This window comes from Chitinophaga sp. (assembly GCF_035538455.1).
Classification (GTDB): Bacteria; Bacteroidota; Bacteroidia; order Chitinophagales; family Chitinophagaceae; genus Chitinophaga.
In genome coordinates, this window is the sequence record NZ_DATLKJ010000063.1 from 13,719 (window position 1) to 30,232 (window position 16,514).

The 16,514-nt window shown below is 46.1% G+C and carries 11 protein-coding genes; 2 read left to right on the forward strand and 9 right to left on the reverse strand.

Annotated features, from left to right (window positions below):
* Positions 1-231: 231 nt before the first annotated feature.
* The 7 genes from VM802_RS07590 to VM802_RS07620 all read right to left on the reverse strand — a co-directional run bounded on the left by VM802_RS07590 (position 232) and on the right by VM802_RS07620 (position 12,714).
* Positions 232-996, reverse strand: a complete 765-nt coding sequence (locus tag VM802_RS07590; protein WP_325529223.1) for a LytR/AlgR family response regulator transcription factor — start codon at positions 994-996, stop codon at positions 232-234.
* Between the two features lie 47 nt (positions 997-1,043).
* Positions 1,044-2,993, reverse strand: coding sequence for a tetratricopeptide repeat-containing sensor histidine kinase (locus tag VM802_RS07595; RefSeq protein WP_325529224.1), 1,950 nt, complete (start codon positions 2,991-2,993; stop codon positions 1,044-1,046).
* 545 nt (positions 2,994-3,538) lie between these two features.
* The gene (gene cmk / locus VM802_RS07600; protein ID WP_325529225.1) at positions 3,539-4,225 is read right to left on the reverse strand and encodes a (d)CMP kinase; all 687 of its coding nucleotides are present in this window, start codon (positions 4,223-4,225) and stop codon (positions 3,539-3,541) included.
* Positions 4,226-4,403: 178 nt separating this feature from the next.
* A complete protein-coding gene (locus tag VM802_RS07605; protein WP_325529226.1) occupies positions 4,404-5,990 on the reverse strand; it encodes a T9SS type A sorting domain-containing protein in 1,587 nt (528 codons plus the stop codon).
* A gap of 2 nt (positions 5,991-5,992) precedes the next feature.
* Positions 5,993-7,786, reverse strand: a complete 1,794-nt coding sequence (locus VM802_RS07610) for a phage tail-like protein (protein ID WP_325529227.1) — start codon at positions 7,784-7,786, stop codon at positions 5,993-5,995.
* Positions 7,787-7,861: 75 nt separating this feature from the next.
* Entirely contained in the window at positions 7,862-9,682 is a 1,821-nt protein-coding gene (locus VM802_RS07615; RefSeq protein ID WP_325529228.1) for a phage tail-like protein, read from the reverse strand.
* A 494-nt stretch (positions 9,683-10,176) separates the two neighbouring features.
* A complete protein-coding gene (locus VM802_RS07620) occupies positions 10,177-12,714 on the reverse strand; it encodes an ATP-dependent Clp protease ATP-binding subunit (protein WP_325529229.1) in 2,538 nt (845 codons plus the stop codon).
* Positions 12,715-13,017: 303 nt separating this feature from the next.
* Between VM802_RS07620 and VM802_RS07625 the strand changes: the two genes are divergently transcribed.
* Both VM802_RS07625 and VM802_RS07630 read left to right on the forward strand, forming a co-directional pair.
* A complete protein-coding gene (locus VM802_RS07625) occupies positions 13,018-13,392 on the forward strand; it encodes an STAS domain-containing protein (RefSeq protein ID WP_325529230.1) in 375 nt (124 codons plus the stop codon).
* 41 nt (positions 13,393-13,433) lie between these two features.
* On the forward strand, positions 13,434-14,342 hold the full coding sequence (locus VM802_RS07630) for a ribonuclease Z (protein WP_325529231.1): 909 nt from the start codon (positions 13,434-13,436) through the stop codon (positions 14,340-14,342).
* Between the two features lie 149 nt (positions 14,343-14,491).
* Here VM802_RS07630 and dapA read toward each other — a convergent pair whose 3' ends face one another.
* Both dapA and VM802_RS07640 read right to left on the reverse strand, forming a co-directional pair.
* A complete protein-coding gene (gene dapA, locus VM802_RS07635) occupies positions 14,492-15,364 on the reverse strand; it encodes a 4-hydroxy-tetrahydrodipicolinate synthase (protein ID WP_325529232.1) in 873 nt (290 codons plus the stop codon).
* Positions 15,365-15,444: 80 nt separating this feature from the next.
* Positions 15,445-16,398 carry an acetyl-CoA carboxylase carboxyltransferase subunit alpha gene (locus VM802_RS07640; protein ID WP_325529233.1) on the reverse strand — a complete coding sequence of 318 codons (954 nt, stop codon included), beginning with the start codon at positions 16,396-16,398 and terminating at the stop codon, positions 15,445-15,447.
* Positions 16,399-16,514: the final 116 nt, after the last annotated feature.

Here is a 16,514-nt window from a genome sequence, read left to right on the forward strand (position 1 = left end):
TCAATACAAAAAAGACACCTTCCGGTGTCTTTTTTCTTTGGGGCTAATCACGCTAGTAATGCAGAGAATAAAATCTTTATATGTGGTTAATTTTAAAATCGTAATTCAAATGTAGTTCATCTCCCCTCCTGCCGCAACAGCCATTTATTATCCGGTAGTATATTGATAATAACTGGTATAAAAACGAATAAAATCGGAGACTGCAACTTCACCTGCATTGCAGCCGGCAATTCAGAACTGCATGGCCCTCTTCAGAAAATCAGCTTTGCGTCTTCTCGACACTTCCACCTGCGCACCATCGCTCATCAACGCAAAGCCACCCTCTCCCTGTATATATGACTGCATCTGCTGAAGATTGATCAAATGAGAATTATGTACCCGGAAAAAATCAGCATCTGTGAGCAGTTCTTCAAATTCTTTCAACGGCCTTGACACCATCAGGTTTTTCTTGTCGGTGAAAAAAATGCGGGTATAGTTACCGGTCGACTCACAACGCACAATATTCTGTATAGGCATGAACACAAGCCCGTTGATCGTAGGCAGCGCTATTTTCCGGTGCGTCTGCTGAAGGGTTCTCATATTCTGCAGGAATACATCCATAGGAGAAACACTCATATCGTGTTTGCGCAACTGGTGCCTTTCCCGGCATTTTTCCAGGGCATCCTGCAATTCCTTTACACTAAAGGGCTTCAGCAAATAATCAAGCGCATTGAACTTAATGGCTTTTAGTGCATACTGTTCATAAGCAGTCGTGAAGATCACTTCAAAGAATACACGGTCATACTGCTTCAGCAGCTCAAATCCATTCTGGTGCGGCATTTCTACATCCAGGAATACAAGATCAGGGTGAAGCTCATCCACCTTATCTTTAGCTTCCCTGACGCTCTGGGCTGTTCCCACCACTTCCACTCCCGGACATTTCTTCTGTAACATTGTCTGCAGCGCATCAATGCAATGTTGCTCATCATCCACGATGATAGCTCGGATATCGCTCATGCTTTGTAGGTTTTTTATAGTCGCTGTTAGTAGGTTGCATAGCAGTATCAAAAAATAAATTCTGCCGGTAAAATTATGGTTACTTTGGTCCCCGCCGGCTCTCCGGCATCGTATTCAAGGTCTGTAACAGTTACCTTTGCTTCTTTGTTGTTGATCTTGCGTATAAGGTCTATTCTTCCCTCCGTTACTTTCATGCCCACGGAGTTATGTCCCTTCCCTTTCTTCTCTTTTATTTCCATCGCCCTGCGCCGGCCTATTCCATTGTCGGTAATAGTACATACGAGGCTCCTTCCATTCAGATTAATAGCAATATCCAGCTTGCCTTTCTCATTATGCTTATGCACAAGGCCATGCCAGATAGCATTCTCCACATAGGGCTGCAGAATCATGGGAGGAATAAGTACTTCCTCTTCATTAATATCATCCCCGATTTCAATAGTGTAATCAAATACGCCGTTGCAACGCAGGGATTCAAGATCCAGGTACAACCGGAGTGATTCCAGCTCCTTGTTCAATGTAACAAAAGTATGCTGGGTATTATCCAGGATGAGGCGCATCAGCCGGGAGAATTTTGTGAGATAATCTGAAGCCTCTTCCTGGTTGTTGCTCCAGATATAACGGTGAATAGAACTAAGCGAATTGAAGATGAAATGCGGATTCATCTGCGAACGCAGTGAGCGCAGCTCCAGCTGCAACGTCTGCTTGTTGGCTTCCAGGTTACGGTGACGGATGTAGAAGAATCCACCCACTATCGCCATCAGCAGAAACCCCGCCAGCGCAAAAGTGAAAATCACATTCCGCTTGGTGCGTAGCTCTCCTACCATTTTGTCGTGCTCAAGGGTCTTAATCTGATTATCCTTCCGGTCCACCTCGTAAATGGTCTGCATCTGGGTAAGCGCCATCGATGATTTTTCACTCAGAATACTGTCTTTATACAGCAACGATTTATCCGTAGCATCCATAGACCGCCGGAAATCACCACTTTCCTTATAGTCTGCCGCCAGCGCCTTATAGGCGTCCATCAGCATGGACTTGAAGTTCCAATAAGTGCTGAGATCTACCGACTGCTGAATGAATTTCCGGGCTTCATCATGTTTGCCCTGCGCACCCAGCAGCTTGCCAATGTTCAGGTAGCTTTCTGCGATATGCACTTTATCATCCACCTTATCATTTACAGCCAGCGCCTTTTTCAGATAGTCCATCGCCGCTGCATAGTCTTTCTTCTCCTTACAGGCTGCCCCTAATGCATTATAACAGATAGACATTCCCGTTGGATTATCCATCTTCTGATTCACTGCCAGTGAGCGTTTGTAATACTGGATAGCCTGTTCCAGCTTACCCTGACCCTGATAGGCATATCCCAGGTTACCAAGGTTAATGGCTACACCCAGGTCATTATTACTTTGCTCTTCCAGTTTCAACGCCCGTTCAAAGTGGCGGATAGCGTCGTCATAATTTTCAGCTGTCAGCTGGATATTACCGATGCTGTTGGTAGCTACACAGATATTGCGGATATCATGCACCTTCTCTGCCAGCTGCAAAGCATGCAGGTGGTAATCAAAGGCCTGCTGCAGCTTGTCCTGCCGCCGGCAGTCCACCCCGGCATTGTTATAGGAGAAACAGATCAGCAACGTATCATTGGCTTCCTCCGCGTATTTGATGGCTTTTTCGTGGTAGTCTTCCGCCACGATGTACTGCGACTTATTCCGTTTGGAGGTACCAAGCTCGTTGTAGACAAGTGTAAGCCCGCGGGTAAACTTCAGCCGCTGCGCAAGTTGCAAGGCCTCCTGCCAGAAGAAATTATCTGTTTTATGAACATCGAAGTAACGGGAAAATGATCTGCCCTTTTTTATGAGCAGCGACACCTTTGCCGTATCATTAGGCATAAGACGGACAGAGTCCAGGGACCGGTAAATCAATAGCGAATCCTGTGCAATAGCGCCCAGACAGGCGCCCACAAGGAGCACGCAGAGACAACATACACCTTTTATAGACATTTGGCTGGAAGTGTGACTACACAAGTTAAATTAAAATAGCGAAAGGGCGAAAGAATTCGCCCCTTCTTCCTATTAACCGAATACACCTACTGAAAACATGGAACGGCGCTGGCATGCCATGCCATCCCACATTTAACTTTATGCCGCACAATTACTGTTACAGCGCAGTTATTTTTATATAAATAATATTTCTATAATCGGTTAATAGCAAAGGGTCTTTGGGATATAGCCATGTTAAGACCTTCATAAGACAGTGCAAAATTTATGCATCAGTGTTTATGTATACTCAATACGTCTTAATCAGATGTTATGCGGAATCAGCACATACCAATGCATAACAACTGCCATACAAATACCATTGCAGTGCTTTTCAGGGAGGATCAGGTCAGGGACGAGCATGAGGTCTAAGATAGACTCACTTAACTTGTCAGTAATTATTACGCAGGAAATTCTTAAGGATGTGGAAAATTATCGGGATAAAGTTCCTGCATACAGGAACAACGCAAATGTATAAAAGACTTTCAATAAAAGAAAATTTTATTTCATCAGGTATGCGCCATAATCGCATCCTCTACCCACTGCATCACAAGCTCCAGTTGCTCTTCCATGTTCAACTGGCTGTTATCCAGAATGATAGCATCTTCGGCTTTACGGAGCGGGCTTATTTCACGGTTGGCATCAATATAATCCCTGAGCTCCAGGTTTTCTTTTACCTCTTCTATGGTAATACTTTTATTCTTTTCAAACAACTCTTTGAAACGCCTTTCTACTCTTACTGTAATGTCGGCAGTCATGAAGATCTTCAGTTCTGCATGTGGAAACACCACCGTTCCTATATCACGGCCATCCATTACTATTCCTTTACGGGTGCCCATTTTCTTTTGCTGCGCCACAGCAAACTCACGCACTTCTTTCACCGCTGCCACTTCACTTACTTTCTCAGCGATCACCATCTCACGGATAAAATGCTCCACATTCTCCCCATTCAGAAACATCTCGCTGGCATTGCTCACCGGGTTGTACATAAACTCAAGATGTACATCTTTCAACGCATTGACCACTTCTTCCGTAACGTTCCAGTCAACACGGTTCTGTATAAAATATAAGGTAATTGCACGATACATGGCGCCGCTGTCGATATACACATAATCGAGCTTCGTAGCAAGCTGTTTCGCCAGCGTACTTTTGCCACATGAAGAGTAGCCATCTATCGTGATGATTATTTTTTTCAACCTTGATATTTTAGGATTGGATGTAGAAATGCCCCTACAAAATTGAGTCAATTATGTGACAAAAGCAAAATGATTTTGGAATTTGGGAATTACTTGATTTTGGAATTCATAAATGCAAAGGAGATCATCTCCACATTTATAAATTCCAAAATCAAGTAATTCCTAAATTCCAAAATCATTATTGGGTGACGATCACCTTACAGGTGTACGCCACTTTCTGGGTATCCTTGTGATATATAACGATGAAATAAGCGCCCGACGGCAGATCCGAGATATTGATATCAGTATCTGCAGTAATATCATAATGACGCATAACCTGGCTCCATGTATCGCGCAGTTGCATGGAAAGATTTCCGCGGATACCACGGATACGCACTTTGAACTTACCGTTGTTCGGGTTCGGGAACACGTCTATCTGTACAAACGGAGGCACCTTTTTAATCTCAGTATACACAACTTTACCATTACGGCCTACCGCCTTTATGCGATAATAGGTCCAGTCGCCATAATCATTGAGGTCCTGCCAGCCATACGCCAATGGCGTATTACTGTTGCCGTTAAAGGCTTTGGTCGGTACGGTCCCAATCCTCGTAAACCCGCTTTCATGTTCGTACCGGCGCTCCACTTCAAACTGCAAATTGTTGATCTCACGACTGGTGGTCCAATCGAGCTGCACCATCACCGGTGCCGTTCTGTATGCTTCGAAGCCCATAAACACGGCCGGCAGAGCATTGTAGAAAAGGGCTGTTTTTGTAAAATATTCGCTGGCGCCCAGTCCGCTGAAACTCCTGATATGCATAACAGAAGCACCCACCAGCGGACCGGTGGTCAAGTTACCCGTTGCCGGCAATACAGGCAGATAAGGTACACTGTCCCATAGCATACCTTTAAAGCGGGTAATGAAACTGCTGTCGCGATAAGTTGCATAAGCGGGCAGTTCGTCGGCATTGTCGTGTTGCAGGATCACAGAAGTCTCACCGCCGGTAACGTCCTGGCGGCCTATGTGCCATGTCTTATTCACAAAGCTGTCAGGATATGCAGCGCCACTGGCGGCCATTGTATAGACGCTATCATATACACGCATGCTGAAATTATCTGCAATCCCAGTATGTTGTACTGCAGCCGGGGAATAGCTGCCTACAATGGTTCCCACAGGAAACACCACTTTCCCGGACACTTCGTTTATGCCTGACCGGTAAAGTGCGCCACCCGCTACACCTGGTCCGGTAACCACAAAACGCTGATCGCTGTAGCCGGTAATCGATCCCGGTGAACGCTCTCCCACCTGGAGATTCCAGCCGTTGAGGAAAATATGGCCGTTCGTGAAATGCAGATTGTTCCTGATCTTGAGATCACTGAAATCATCGAGCAGCAGCCCCGCACTGTTGTCCAGCTCTAAGTTGGGAAAACTGGCGCCGGTACGTGAAGCAATACTATAGCTGCCGAAAACCACCTGCTGCCCTACATTCCCGCTGAGCGGATTAAGAGGTGAAAAAAGAAATTTACCACCGGTGCCGGAAAGACCGTCAGCACTTTCATCAGGAAGCGTTGATCCGTTACCGTTAGTCCATTTCTTACTGAGAAAGTACAAAACAGCAGAAGGGTTGGTACCAAGTATACCATTGTTGGTCATATCAGAAAACACACCCACACCCGTATTCCCGGAGATCCATACCGTGCCGCCCGCCGGAATGCAGACGCCCTCCTGAGCCGAACAGCTCAGGGTGATACAAAGGAATAATATGGAGATCAGAAATGCTTTCATAATTATAATGTAGCCAGTGTAGCCCATTCCCCATCGCTGATGCACTGAATCATGATTGATTGAGGAACACCGGTACCACTCATTGGTATATTGGTTGCATTTCCATTAATCACATCTCCAGACGCAGATCTGACAGTTACAGTACCAGTGGATCCTCCTGTATACAGTCTTCTTATTATATAGATTCTGCCAATGTTATTGGTAGTTGCGGGCAGGTTTACAGTAGCTGCCCTGTTAGTAAGCCCATCATCCCTCTTAACAATGATTGTATACATAGTAGCATCAGCATTCAGGGTAGTATTATTTGCCGCATTCAGCAACACTCTGGGCTTAAAAGAAATGGAACCTTCCACATGCACTGTAGAGTTTGGAGCATTTGTTCCAATACCAAGTTCTTTGGATGTATTATCCCAGAATAGCTTGCTGGCATCCTGCCTCACTTCCGTGGTGGCATCGTTTGTTTTACCGGCGAAGATCAATCCTCCATCTGTAAATTGATTAGCTCCATGTGTGGTCACCACCTTATACCATGGATTACCACCATCTGTCAGAGGCACAGTGGAACTACCTTTCCACTCCCTGATGCCAAGGGTGTTCTTGTCGAAATATAATTGTGTGGTATATTCTGTTGGAGGTGTCCCTGGAACTGTATTCTGGAAAGCCAGTACACTCCATGCCCAGGCGCCACCAGGTCCGGTTTCAGGACCATTGACCACTTTTGCAAAATACCCTTTCCAGATCTTCATCCTGTATTTCGGATCTGGGGCATTGGCGTTTGAAATATCTGCATCAGCCAGATCGCCGTAAGATGCACCGCCGGTAATATCCGGTGACGGTACAAATAAATTTCTTGTTTTATTCCATTTCAGTACATCGCCGTCTCCGGGCATACTGTCAATGACGGGGTTCTTCTGGATCTTGTTAGCATTCCAGATATTTTTTGAGCTATCTACATTAATGATCCAGTTACGGTCAGCGCTGAGATCCTGTGTTATAGCGGGCGTCACAGATAATACGCCCGAACCGGGGGTGACAGACAGTTTACGGGAAGGATCAAATGTAGAGACAGGTTTAGCCTCCCATTTTTTGGTAGTACCGTTAAAGGTAAGTACGTTGTTGGCTGCCGGAGCAGTAGTAAAATCAAGCTGATAGCTCAGTAATTGGCTGGCATTCCAGATACCATTGGTATTATCCGCAGTGATAGTCCATGTTCTGTCTGCCGAAAGATCCTGCGTCACGGATGGCGTTACACTTTTAATACCCGTGCCGGTATTGATAGTAATATTCCGGCCAATGGGAGTATAGAACGAAGCATAATCAGTAGCCACAGGAGTAATCGCTCCCGTACGCCCCGCAAAGCTGAGCACACCGGTATTGGCAATCGAGCCACCGGTGATGGAGATGCCCGTCCCTGCGCTGAAAGCAGCTCTCGCTCTCGCTGTTGTAAAATATAAGTTGGTGGTTCCTTCTGCAACATTATCTGTAGTAATGCTTCCGAAATCGGCCACTTTCTGCCAGGTGAGGTCTTTCCTGATATACAGGCATTTGTCCTCCTTCACATATACCAGCATTCCCTCCGGTGCGCTGAGCATACTTCCTCCTGCCTGAATGCGGGACAACGGCACCCTGCTGAGCAGCAGCCCTTGTCTGTCACTATTCAGTTCCAGCAATGCCAGTTTATTGATAGCAGTAGGATTGACGCCCAGTTTCAACTGTTGCGCAGCAGCCGGCCGGCCTGTAATACAGAGAGAGAATGCGCCAGCACACAACACTTTAGTAAGCCCTTGCAGCTTCATACAACAACTTTTAATAAGACCCAATGGAATAGAACGGCTGTGTAGATCACAGCCGTTCCTGAATACTTTTCACGCTTATTTCTTGATGATATACCAGGTGTTGTTACCATCAGACTGTACAGTGATGAAAGTCCAGTCGTTGTTGATGGTAGTGCTGGTGCCATCTTCGATGAAGTTGGTGGCAGGAGCTGCAATGGTAACGGTATTGTCGATGTTGGCATCGGCACCGCTGCCTGGAGCACCACTTACTGCAGGCGCTTTCTTGATGGTATACATGCGGCCTTTGATATCTTTTGCAGAAGGCAGCGTAACAGTTACCGGTGCAGCACTTTTAACGATGATAGTATAATCGTTTGGAGTAATAGTGTAGTCGGCATTTACGACGTTGAGCGGCATAGATACAGAACCCGCAACCTGTAAGGTGGAGTTGGCAATTGTTGCCACATCACCAACTTTCAGGGATTTACCGGTATACACGCTATCTCCGAAAACTTTTGCGCCACCGAAAGCCTGACGGTCGTTGGTTATCAGACCGCTTGTTGCTGCAGCAGAAGCGTTCGGGATATTTAATTTCAGCTCATTCGGGATAGTAGGATCGTTGTAGAATTTCACATCGTTGCCACCGGCATTTGTATACGAGAGTGTAATAGCCGGGCCTTTCAGACCATTAATAGCGTTGATGGCTGATGAGAAGGCAGATGGATTGATTTGTCTTTTATATACCAGTTTGGACTGCTCATCACGCACCAATACCCAGTCAAAGTCTGTAGAGTTAGGAGGTATTACTGCATTGGGAGTAGTTTCAAGTTTCAGAGATGGATCTTTCAAGGTGGTTGCACCGCTTACATTCAGCGTTCCGCCCAGATCAGTGTTACCACCTGTGATCACCTGGAAATTACCGGTTACATTCAGGTTCTTCAGTACATCCAGGTTTTGACCTGCAGTGATGTTGTCATTAACAATCACTTTGTTGTTGAAGGTTTTATCACCAGCGAATGTCTGCGCATCAGTAGACACAATACCCGCGTGGGTGGCGTCAGCTTTGATCATGCTCAGTTCGTAAGCGCCATTCACATATTTAATCTGGGCGCCTTTGTCCAGGTCCGCACCTGCCGCTGCGCTAATCAGGGAAGTAACGGTGATACCGTTAGCGCTGCTCAGTTTGTTCAGTTTATTCCAGTCGCTGAGGCTCATGAAACCATATAACTGCGCAGGATCGCCTTTCATGATAGGAGCATTGATCTGCAGCGTACTGCCGGTTACCGCCAAATCCAGTTTGTTATAGGTATCCTGTGCATCCACTTTCAGGGTAACAGCACCATCAATACCATTGATAGACTGTACCGCATTCGTGAACACATCTTTCGTCATCGTTCTTTTTACGATTGTACCATCAGCTTTCAGCACCAGCACATCCAGCTCGTTGGTACCAGCAGTTACCGTACCGGCAGCCGCCTGCAGGTTACCGCCTTCTGTAATGCGCAATCTCTCTGTGTTATTTGTTTTGAAGGTCAGCGGAAAGTTGCCGGTAGTACCAAGGAAAGAGGTAGCATCGCCGGTGTTTCCCTTCAGGCTCCAGTTGCTGGAAGCATCCGAGGCACTGGCTATCAGTACCCAGGCGTTATCCTTACGTAAATAAAGACCCTTTTCATTGGTGCCGTCTTTCTGCCTGAGAAACACGATCATACCATCCGGTACGGTTGTGCCGATGTCAGTCAGGTTATCCAGACGGGTAAGCAGGAGACCCTGTTTTTTACTTTCCAACTCCAGGATGGCCGTTTTCTCGATCTTGGTCGGATTCGTACCTACCTTGAGCTGAGCTTCAGCCTGAACAGCCACTAAAGTAATCCCGCCCATAAGCATAGTGCGGATAATGACGCGTAAAGATTGCTTCATAAGATATAAGGATAAATCGTTAGGTATAAATGGGATTGTTTTCCCCCTTTTTTATAATATATGTACCACCGGTACTTCAGTAATCACTTTGTTGCACAGCTATCCAAAACAAGTCAGTACGAGGTTAAAATTTTCTATTACAAAAATAACATATTATTTATTTATCAAAAATGACATTATTATGCTATATAGAATATGTATACAAGGGTTTTGCTCATTTAAACCGTAGCCATGCTATCGGTTACAATCTGGTCAAAGCACTATCAAAGTCAATAACAGTAAGGATTTCAATAAAGCTATCATGTCTCCCCCATCACACACCCCTTTCGTGTTACCTACAATATTCGAAAAATTCTTTTATTAAGGGAATTTCGGCTTTTACTAAAAAAACAGACTGATTAAGCTAACACATTCATGTCATTTACCTGGGTTACCCTGAAATAAAAAGAGCCTCCTCCGCTGAACGGAGGAGGCTCTTAAAGCTTATTCGTTATTTACGCCTCTGACGACTTCTCAGATTTACTCTTGGAAGAGTTGTTTTTCAGCGTAAACACCAGTTTCTGATTTTCTTTGTCCAGATCAGCCACCAGGATATCTCCATCATGAATGTTCATGTTGAGGATCTCCTCAGCCAGGGGATCTTCCAGGTATTTCTGGATAGCCCTGTGCAGCGGACGGGCGCCAAACTGCTGGTCGTAGCCCTTATCAGCGAGGAAACTCTTTGCTTCGTCAGTGAGCTCAAGGCTGAAGCCCAGCGTGTTCAGACGTTTCAACACGCTCTTCATGGTGATATCGATGATAGTGTAGATGTGTTCTTTGCCCAGAGAGTTGAAGATGATCACATCGTCTATCCTGTTCAGGAACTCCGGAGAGAAGGTACGTTTCAGTGCCTTTTCGATCACTGATTTGGTATTCTCTTCCTCATTGGTAGCCCTCGTAGAAGTAGTGAACCCTACGCCTGCACCGAAATCCTTCAGCTGGCGGGCCCCGATGTTGGAGGTCATGATGATGAGCGTATTCTTAAAGTCCACCTTACGGCCCAGGCCATCGGTGAGGATACCATCATCCAGTACCTGCAGCAGGAGGTTATAGATATCCGGATGTGCTTTTTCAATTTCATCCAGGAGGATTACGGAGTAAGGCTTACGGCGTACCTTTTCAGTCAGCTGACCACCTTCTTCATAACCAACATATCCCGGAGGCGCACCAATAAGACGGCTTACAGAGAATTTCTCCATGTATTCGCTCATATCGATACGGATCAGCGCATCGTCAGAATCAAACATATAGCGGGCCAGTGATTTGGCAAGCTCTGTTTTACCTACCCCTGTAGGACCGAGGAAGATAAAGGTACCAATCGGCTTCTTAGGATCTTTCAGACCTACGCGGTTACGCTGGATGGCTTTGGTGACTTTGCTGATAGCTTCGTCCTGGCCCACCACGGCGCCTTTGAGGTCTTCTCCCATGCGGCGCAGTTTTTCGCTTTCTGCCTGTACCATCCTTTTTACAGGGATACCGGTCATCATGCTCACTACTTCCGCGATGGCTTCCTCGTCAATCGGATAGCGTTTATGCTTCACCTCTTCTTCCCACATGGCCTTTGCACGTTCCAGGTCTTCACCCAGTTTCTTTTCAGTATCGCGCAGGGCTGCGGCTTCTTCGAAGCGCTGGCTCTTTACTACTTTATTTTTTTCCTGCTTAATGTCTTCGATCTGTTTTTCCAGGTCGAGGATATTCTGCGGCACGTTGATGTTCTTCAGGTGCACGCGGGCGCCTACTTCGTCCAGCACGTCAATGGCCTTGTCGGGCAGCAGACGGTCTGTCATATAGCGGTCGCTCAGTTTCACGCAGGCATCAATTGCTTCGTCAGTGTAGCTTACGTTATGGTATTCTTCATAACGGGGCTTGATGTTGTTGAGAATCTGAATGGTTTCTTCCACACTAGGCGGTTCTACCATTACCTTCTGGAAGCGGCGGTCAAGAGCGCCGTCTTTCTCGATGTACATACGGTATTCATCGAGGGTGGATGCGCCAATGCATTGGAGCTCTCCCCTTGCCAGGGCAGGTTTAAAGATATTGGAAGCGTCCAGGGAGCCAGAAGCGCCACCAGCACCAACAATTGTATGAATTTCATCGATGAAGAGGATCACATCACGGTTCTTTTCGAGCTCGTTCATGATGGCTTTCATCCTCTCTTCAAACTGGCCGCGGTATTTGGTCCCAGCTACCAGGGCAGCAAGGTCAAGGCTTACCACGCGCTTGTCAAACAGCACGCGGGATACTTTGCGCTGCACAATACGGAGGGCCAAACCTTCCACGATAGCGGTTTTACCTACACCAGGCTCACCGATGAGAATAGGATTGTTCTTTTTACGGCGGGAGAGGATCTGGGAAACACGTTCTATTTCCTGCTCTCGGCCAACAATCGGGTCCAGGCTGCCACTCTCGGCCAGCTTAGTAATATCTCTACCAAAGTTATCCAGTACGGGCGTCTTGGATTTGGTATTTGTCTGTTTGGCTTTGGATTGGTAACTCTTTCTTTCGTCCTCAAACTCTTCTTCGCCCGGATCGTCAAATTCTGATTTAGGATCAGCAGACTTTACAAAGCCCAGTTCGTTTTTAAAAGTGTCGTAGTCCACGTCGAATTGTTGTAAGATTTGTGTACAAACGTTTTCCTTATTCTTGAGTATTGAAAGCATGAGGTGTTCGGTTTCCACCGTAGCACTCTTCAGTGCCTTGGCTTCGAGGACCGTAACACGTATCACTTTCTCTGCCTGTCTGGTAAGCGGGAGGCTATTAATATTAGCGATATTCTTTCCTGTCTTATCTTTTACAGCCAGCTCAACCTCTTTGCGCAGTTCATAGAGGTCAACATTCAGCGCCTGCAGAATCTTTACGGCAGTACCTTCGCCTTCGCGGATAATACCTAACAGCAGGTGTTCTGTACCGATGAAGTCATTTCCCAGTCGTAAAGCTTCCTCTCTGCTGAACGAAATGATCTCCTTAACTTGCGGTGAAAAATTCTGGTCCATTGTGAGATTATTATAATGATCAAAAACCCTTACGGGGGCTTGCCTATACAATAATAACGAATAATTCTGACTTACATTATCACGCTATTAATGAATTGAAGTTATTCCTTTTTTGCACTCCAACAACCTACACTTTAATAGTATAACGTTATTTTTGCGAATTATGTAGGGACAATCATTTTCAAAAATATCTACGAAGAGACGGTCGTTTTTGTTCAGATCTCCGGCGGGTATTTTTCCTGAAGTTGATTCCCCACAATTCAGAAGAACTTTTTTCTAAATGTATAAAACAACGTCCAACGCATGAAATTCAAAATTGATACCAAAGAAAAAATTGTTGTTTTTTGTCCGGAAGAAGATGCCTTGGATGCTAATTTGTCAGCACAATTTATTACAACCATTACCAATCTCCCCGAGCTGAATGGGCGCAATCTCATACTGGACCTGAATCTGGTGCAAACGGCCGATCCCTCCGGATTGCAAGCCATTTTTACAGTATATCAGCATATGTATGACAACCAGCTCTCCTGTGCGATAACCGGCCTTAACAACGCATTAACACAACACCTGAAGGCTGAAGCCCCGGAAATACTGAATATCACTCCTACCATGGCCGAAGCAATTGACCTGGTAATGATGGAAGAACTGGAACGTGAGCTGCTGGACGGACTGGAGTAGAGCAGCTGGTAAGCTAAACGCTATTTTTCAATGTAATTTTTATGTTTGCAGTAACAATACTAGGTAATAATTCAGCCATACCCACACTGGACAGACATCCCACAGCGCAGATAGTTACCTGTAACGACCAGTTGCTGTTAGTAGACTGCGGCGAAGGCACACAGTTACAGATCACACTGTACAAGATCAAACGCAGCAGGATCAGGTATATACTCATCAGTCATCTCCACGGCGATCATTATTTCGGACTGATCGGCCTGCTCAATACATTCAACCTGATGAGCAGAACAGAGCCACTAAGCGTATACGGCCCGCCGGAACTGGAGCAGATCATCCGCCTGCAGCTCGATTGCTCCGGCACCGTGCTGAAATTTGAATTGTCGTTTATAGTCCTGACACCAGGTTACAGCGGGCTGATATTGGAAGACAAAGACCTGCGGGTAAGCTGTTTTCCCACACAGCACCGTATTACCTGCTTCGGTTTTTCTTTTGAAATGCAGAAACGTAAACGCAAGCTGATACCGGAACAGGCCAGAGCCTACGAGATTCCCGCCTCCTATTACAGTAAATTACAGGAAGGTGCCGATTATGAGAAGAAAGACGGCACCATTGTGAAGAACGACTGGGTAACACTACCTCCCGGCAAAGGGAAACGTTACGTGTACTGCGCAGACACCATCTATGATGTAAACCTGCTACTCTGGCTGAAAGGCGCCGATGCCATCTATCATGAAACCACTTACCTCCATGATCTTGCCGACCGTGCGGCTGAACGTTATCACACCACTACCGTACAAGCCGCTACCCTGGCAGCAGATGCCGGAGTAAAACGGCTGCTGATCGGTCACTTTTCATCCAAATACACAGACCTCCAACCCTTCCTGGATGAGACCAGGCCCGTATTTGCCAATACAGATATTGCCGAGGAAGGTGTTAGCTATCTTATCTAAACTGTGATTAATGTGATTTGATTGATAGTCCTGATATATTTGATAAAAACGAATAACCCGCCGAAAAATACCGGCGGGTTATTCGTTTTTATCAAATATGCTGATCTTTGTTCATCATCCGAATCACAAAAATCATATAAATCATAGTCCTATTTCTTCAGGTACTCCCCGATCTTCGCATACAACTCGTCAGAAGCAGGCAATACCGGGAGACGGAACACGTTTTCCATAATGCCGTCGTGATGCAGGAATGCTTTAATACCAGCAGGATTGTTTTCAGCAAACATCAGATCAAAAGCCTCCTGTAACCTGTTATTCAACTCACGTGCTGCCGGGTAATCATTGATCAGCGCTGCATGTACCATAGATGAGAAATCAGTAGCAAAATAGTTCGCAGCCACAGAGATCACACCATCCATACCGCAGGCCAGCTGCGCAAGCGCCAGCGCATCATCGCCGCTCACCACCATAAAGTCCTTTGGCTTATCGCGTAAAATCTGCATACACTGTATCATATCACCGGAAGCTTCTTTCATCGCTACAATGTTCTCTACCTCGCGGGCCAGGCGCAGCGTGGTTTCTGCCGTCATATTGCGGCCTGTACGTGCAGGCACATTGTACAGGATGATCGGCTTGGGTGATGCCGCTGCAATGGCTTTATAGTGCTGATAGATACCTTCCTGAGTAGGTTTGCTGTAGTAAGGTGCAACGCTGAGCACAGCCGCCGCTTCATCCAGCGGGCACTTTTCCAGCCGCTTTACTACTTCCCTTGTATTATATCCGCCGATGCCCACTACAACGGGCACCCGCTTCGACACCTTTTCAAAAGTGAACTTTATCAAATCCAGCTTCTCTTCTGCAGACAGGGTGGGCGTTTCACCGGTTGTGCCGAGAGACACAACATAATTAACGCCACCATCGATCACGTAGTTGATCAGCTTCTCCAAAGCATTCCAGTCTATGCTTTCATCCGCTTTAAAGGGTGTTACCAAAGCCACCCCGGTGCCTCTTAGTTGTTGCATAATGTGTGATAGGAAAAATAAAAAAATTCGAATTCCGAAGGCCGAAATTCGAATTTTTTATTGTGATCTCTAAATTTTTTTTAGTGTTCTTCAAAGAAACCCATGCGGGAGAACTTATCGATACGCTGTTCTATACGGGCATCAGGATCGATTTTCTTTAATTCCGCCAGTGTCTCTTTGATCCTCGTTTTAAGTATGGCGGCCATTTCATCAGGATTTACATGAGCGCCACCGAGTGGTTCACGCACAAGGCCGTCTACCAGACCAAATTGACTCATGTAGTCAGAAGTGAGCTTCAGCTCTTCTGCCGCTTTTTCCTTGAAGTTCCAGCTGCGCCAGAGGATAGTGGAACAGTTTTCCGGGGAGATAACAGTATACCAGCTGTTTTCCAGCATCAGTACACGGTCGCCGATACCAATGCCCAACGCGCCGCCGGAAGCACCTTCACCGATGATGATACAGATAACAGGTACACGCAGCTTCACCATTTCGAAGAGATTGCGTGCAATAGCTTCCGCCTGTCCTCTTTCTTCGGCTTCCAGACCGGGATAGGCACCGGGAGTATCTATGAGCGTAACAATAGGCTTATTGAATCTTTCTGCCAGTTTCATAAGGCGCAATGCCTTACGGTAACCTTCCGGGTTAGCCATACCAAAGTTCCTGAGCTGACGCATCTTGGTGTTCACACCCTTCTGCTGCCCGATGAACATGATGGTTTCTCCATCCAGATCAGCGAAACCGCCTACCATTGCTTTGTCGTCTTTTACATTACGGTCGCCATGCAGTTCCACAAAATTGGTGCACATCTTCTCGATATACGCCAAAGTATAGGGCCTGTCCGGATGGCGGCTCAGCTGTACCCGCTGCCAGGCAGTAAGGTGCTCGTAGATGCCCTGACGTGTATTGGCAATTTTCAGCTCATATTCATTCACTGTAGCAGAAACATCTACGCCAGATTTTTCGCCGTTTTCCTTCAGCTTAGCCAGCTGGTCATATAAATCCGCGATAGGTTTCTCGAAATCCAGGAATTGCATAATTTGATTAAATTGGTTAAAGATCGGCCGTAAAGATAGTGCTGAAAATTTTTTTTAAAAAAGATTTGCTTAATTGGAAACTTTGTTGCTATCTTTGCAATCCCAAAACGGAACAA

Coding starts and splice junctions, on each gene's coding strand:
- VM802_RS07605 (WP_325529226.1), bottom strand. CDS start 5,990: ATGAAAGCATTTCTGATCTCCATATTATTCCTTTGTATCACCCTGAGC.
- dapA (WP_325529232.1), bottom strand. CDS start 15,364: ATGCAACAACTAAGAGGCACCGGGGTGGCTTTGGTAACACCCTTTAAA.
- VM802_RS07610 (WP_325529227.1), bottom strand. CDS start 7,786: ATGAAGCTGCAAGGGCTTACTAAAGTGTTGTGTGCTGGCGCATTCTCT.
- VM802_RS07640 (WP_325529233.1), bottom strand. CDS start 16,398: ATGCAATTCCTGGATTTCGAGAAACCTATCGCGGATTTATATGACCAG.
- VM802_RS07615 (WP_325529228.1), bottom strand. CDS start 9,682: ATGAAGCAATCTTTACGCGTCATTATCCGCACTATGCTTATGGGCGGG.
- VM802_RS07630 (WP_325529231.1), top strand. CDS start 13,434: ATGTTTGCAGTAACAATACTAGGTAATAATTCAGCCATACCCACACTG.
- VM802_RS07625 (WP_325529230.1), top strand. CDS start 13,018: ATGAAATTCAAAATTGATACCAAAGAAAAAATTGTTGTTTTTTGTCCG.
- VM802_RS07620 (WP_325529229.1), bottom strand. CDS start 12,714: ATGGACCAGAATTTTTCACCGCAAGTTAAGGAGATCATTTCGTTCAGC.
- VM802_RS07595 (WP_325529224.1), bottom strand. CDS start 2,993: ATGTCTATAAAAGGTGTATGTTGTCTCTGCGTGCTCCTTGTGGGCGCC.
- VM802_RS07590 (WP_325529223.1), bottom strand. CDS start 996: ATGAGCGATATCCGAGCTATCATCGTGGATGATGAGCAACATTGCATT.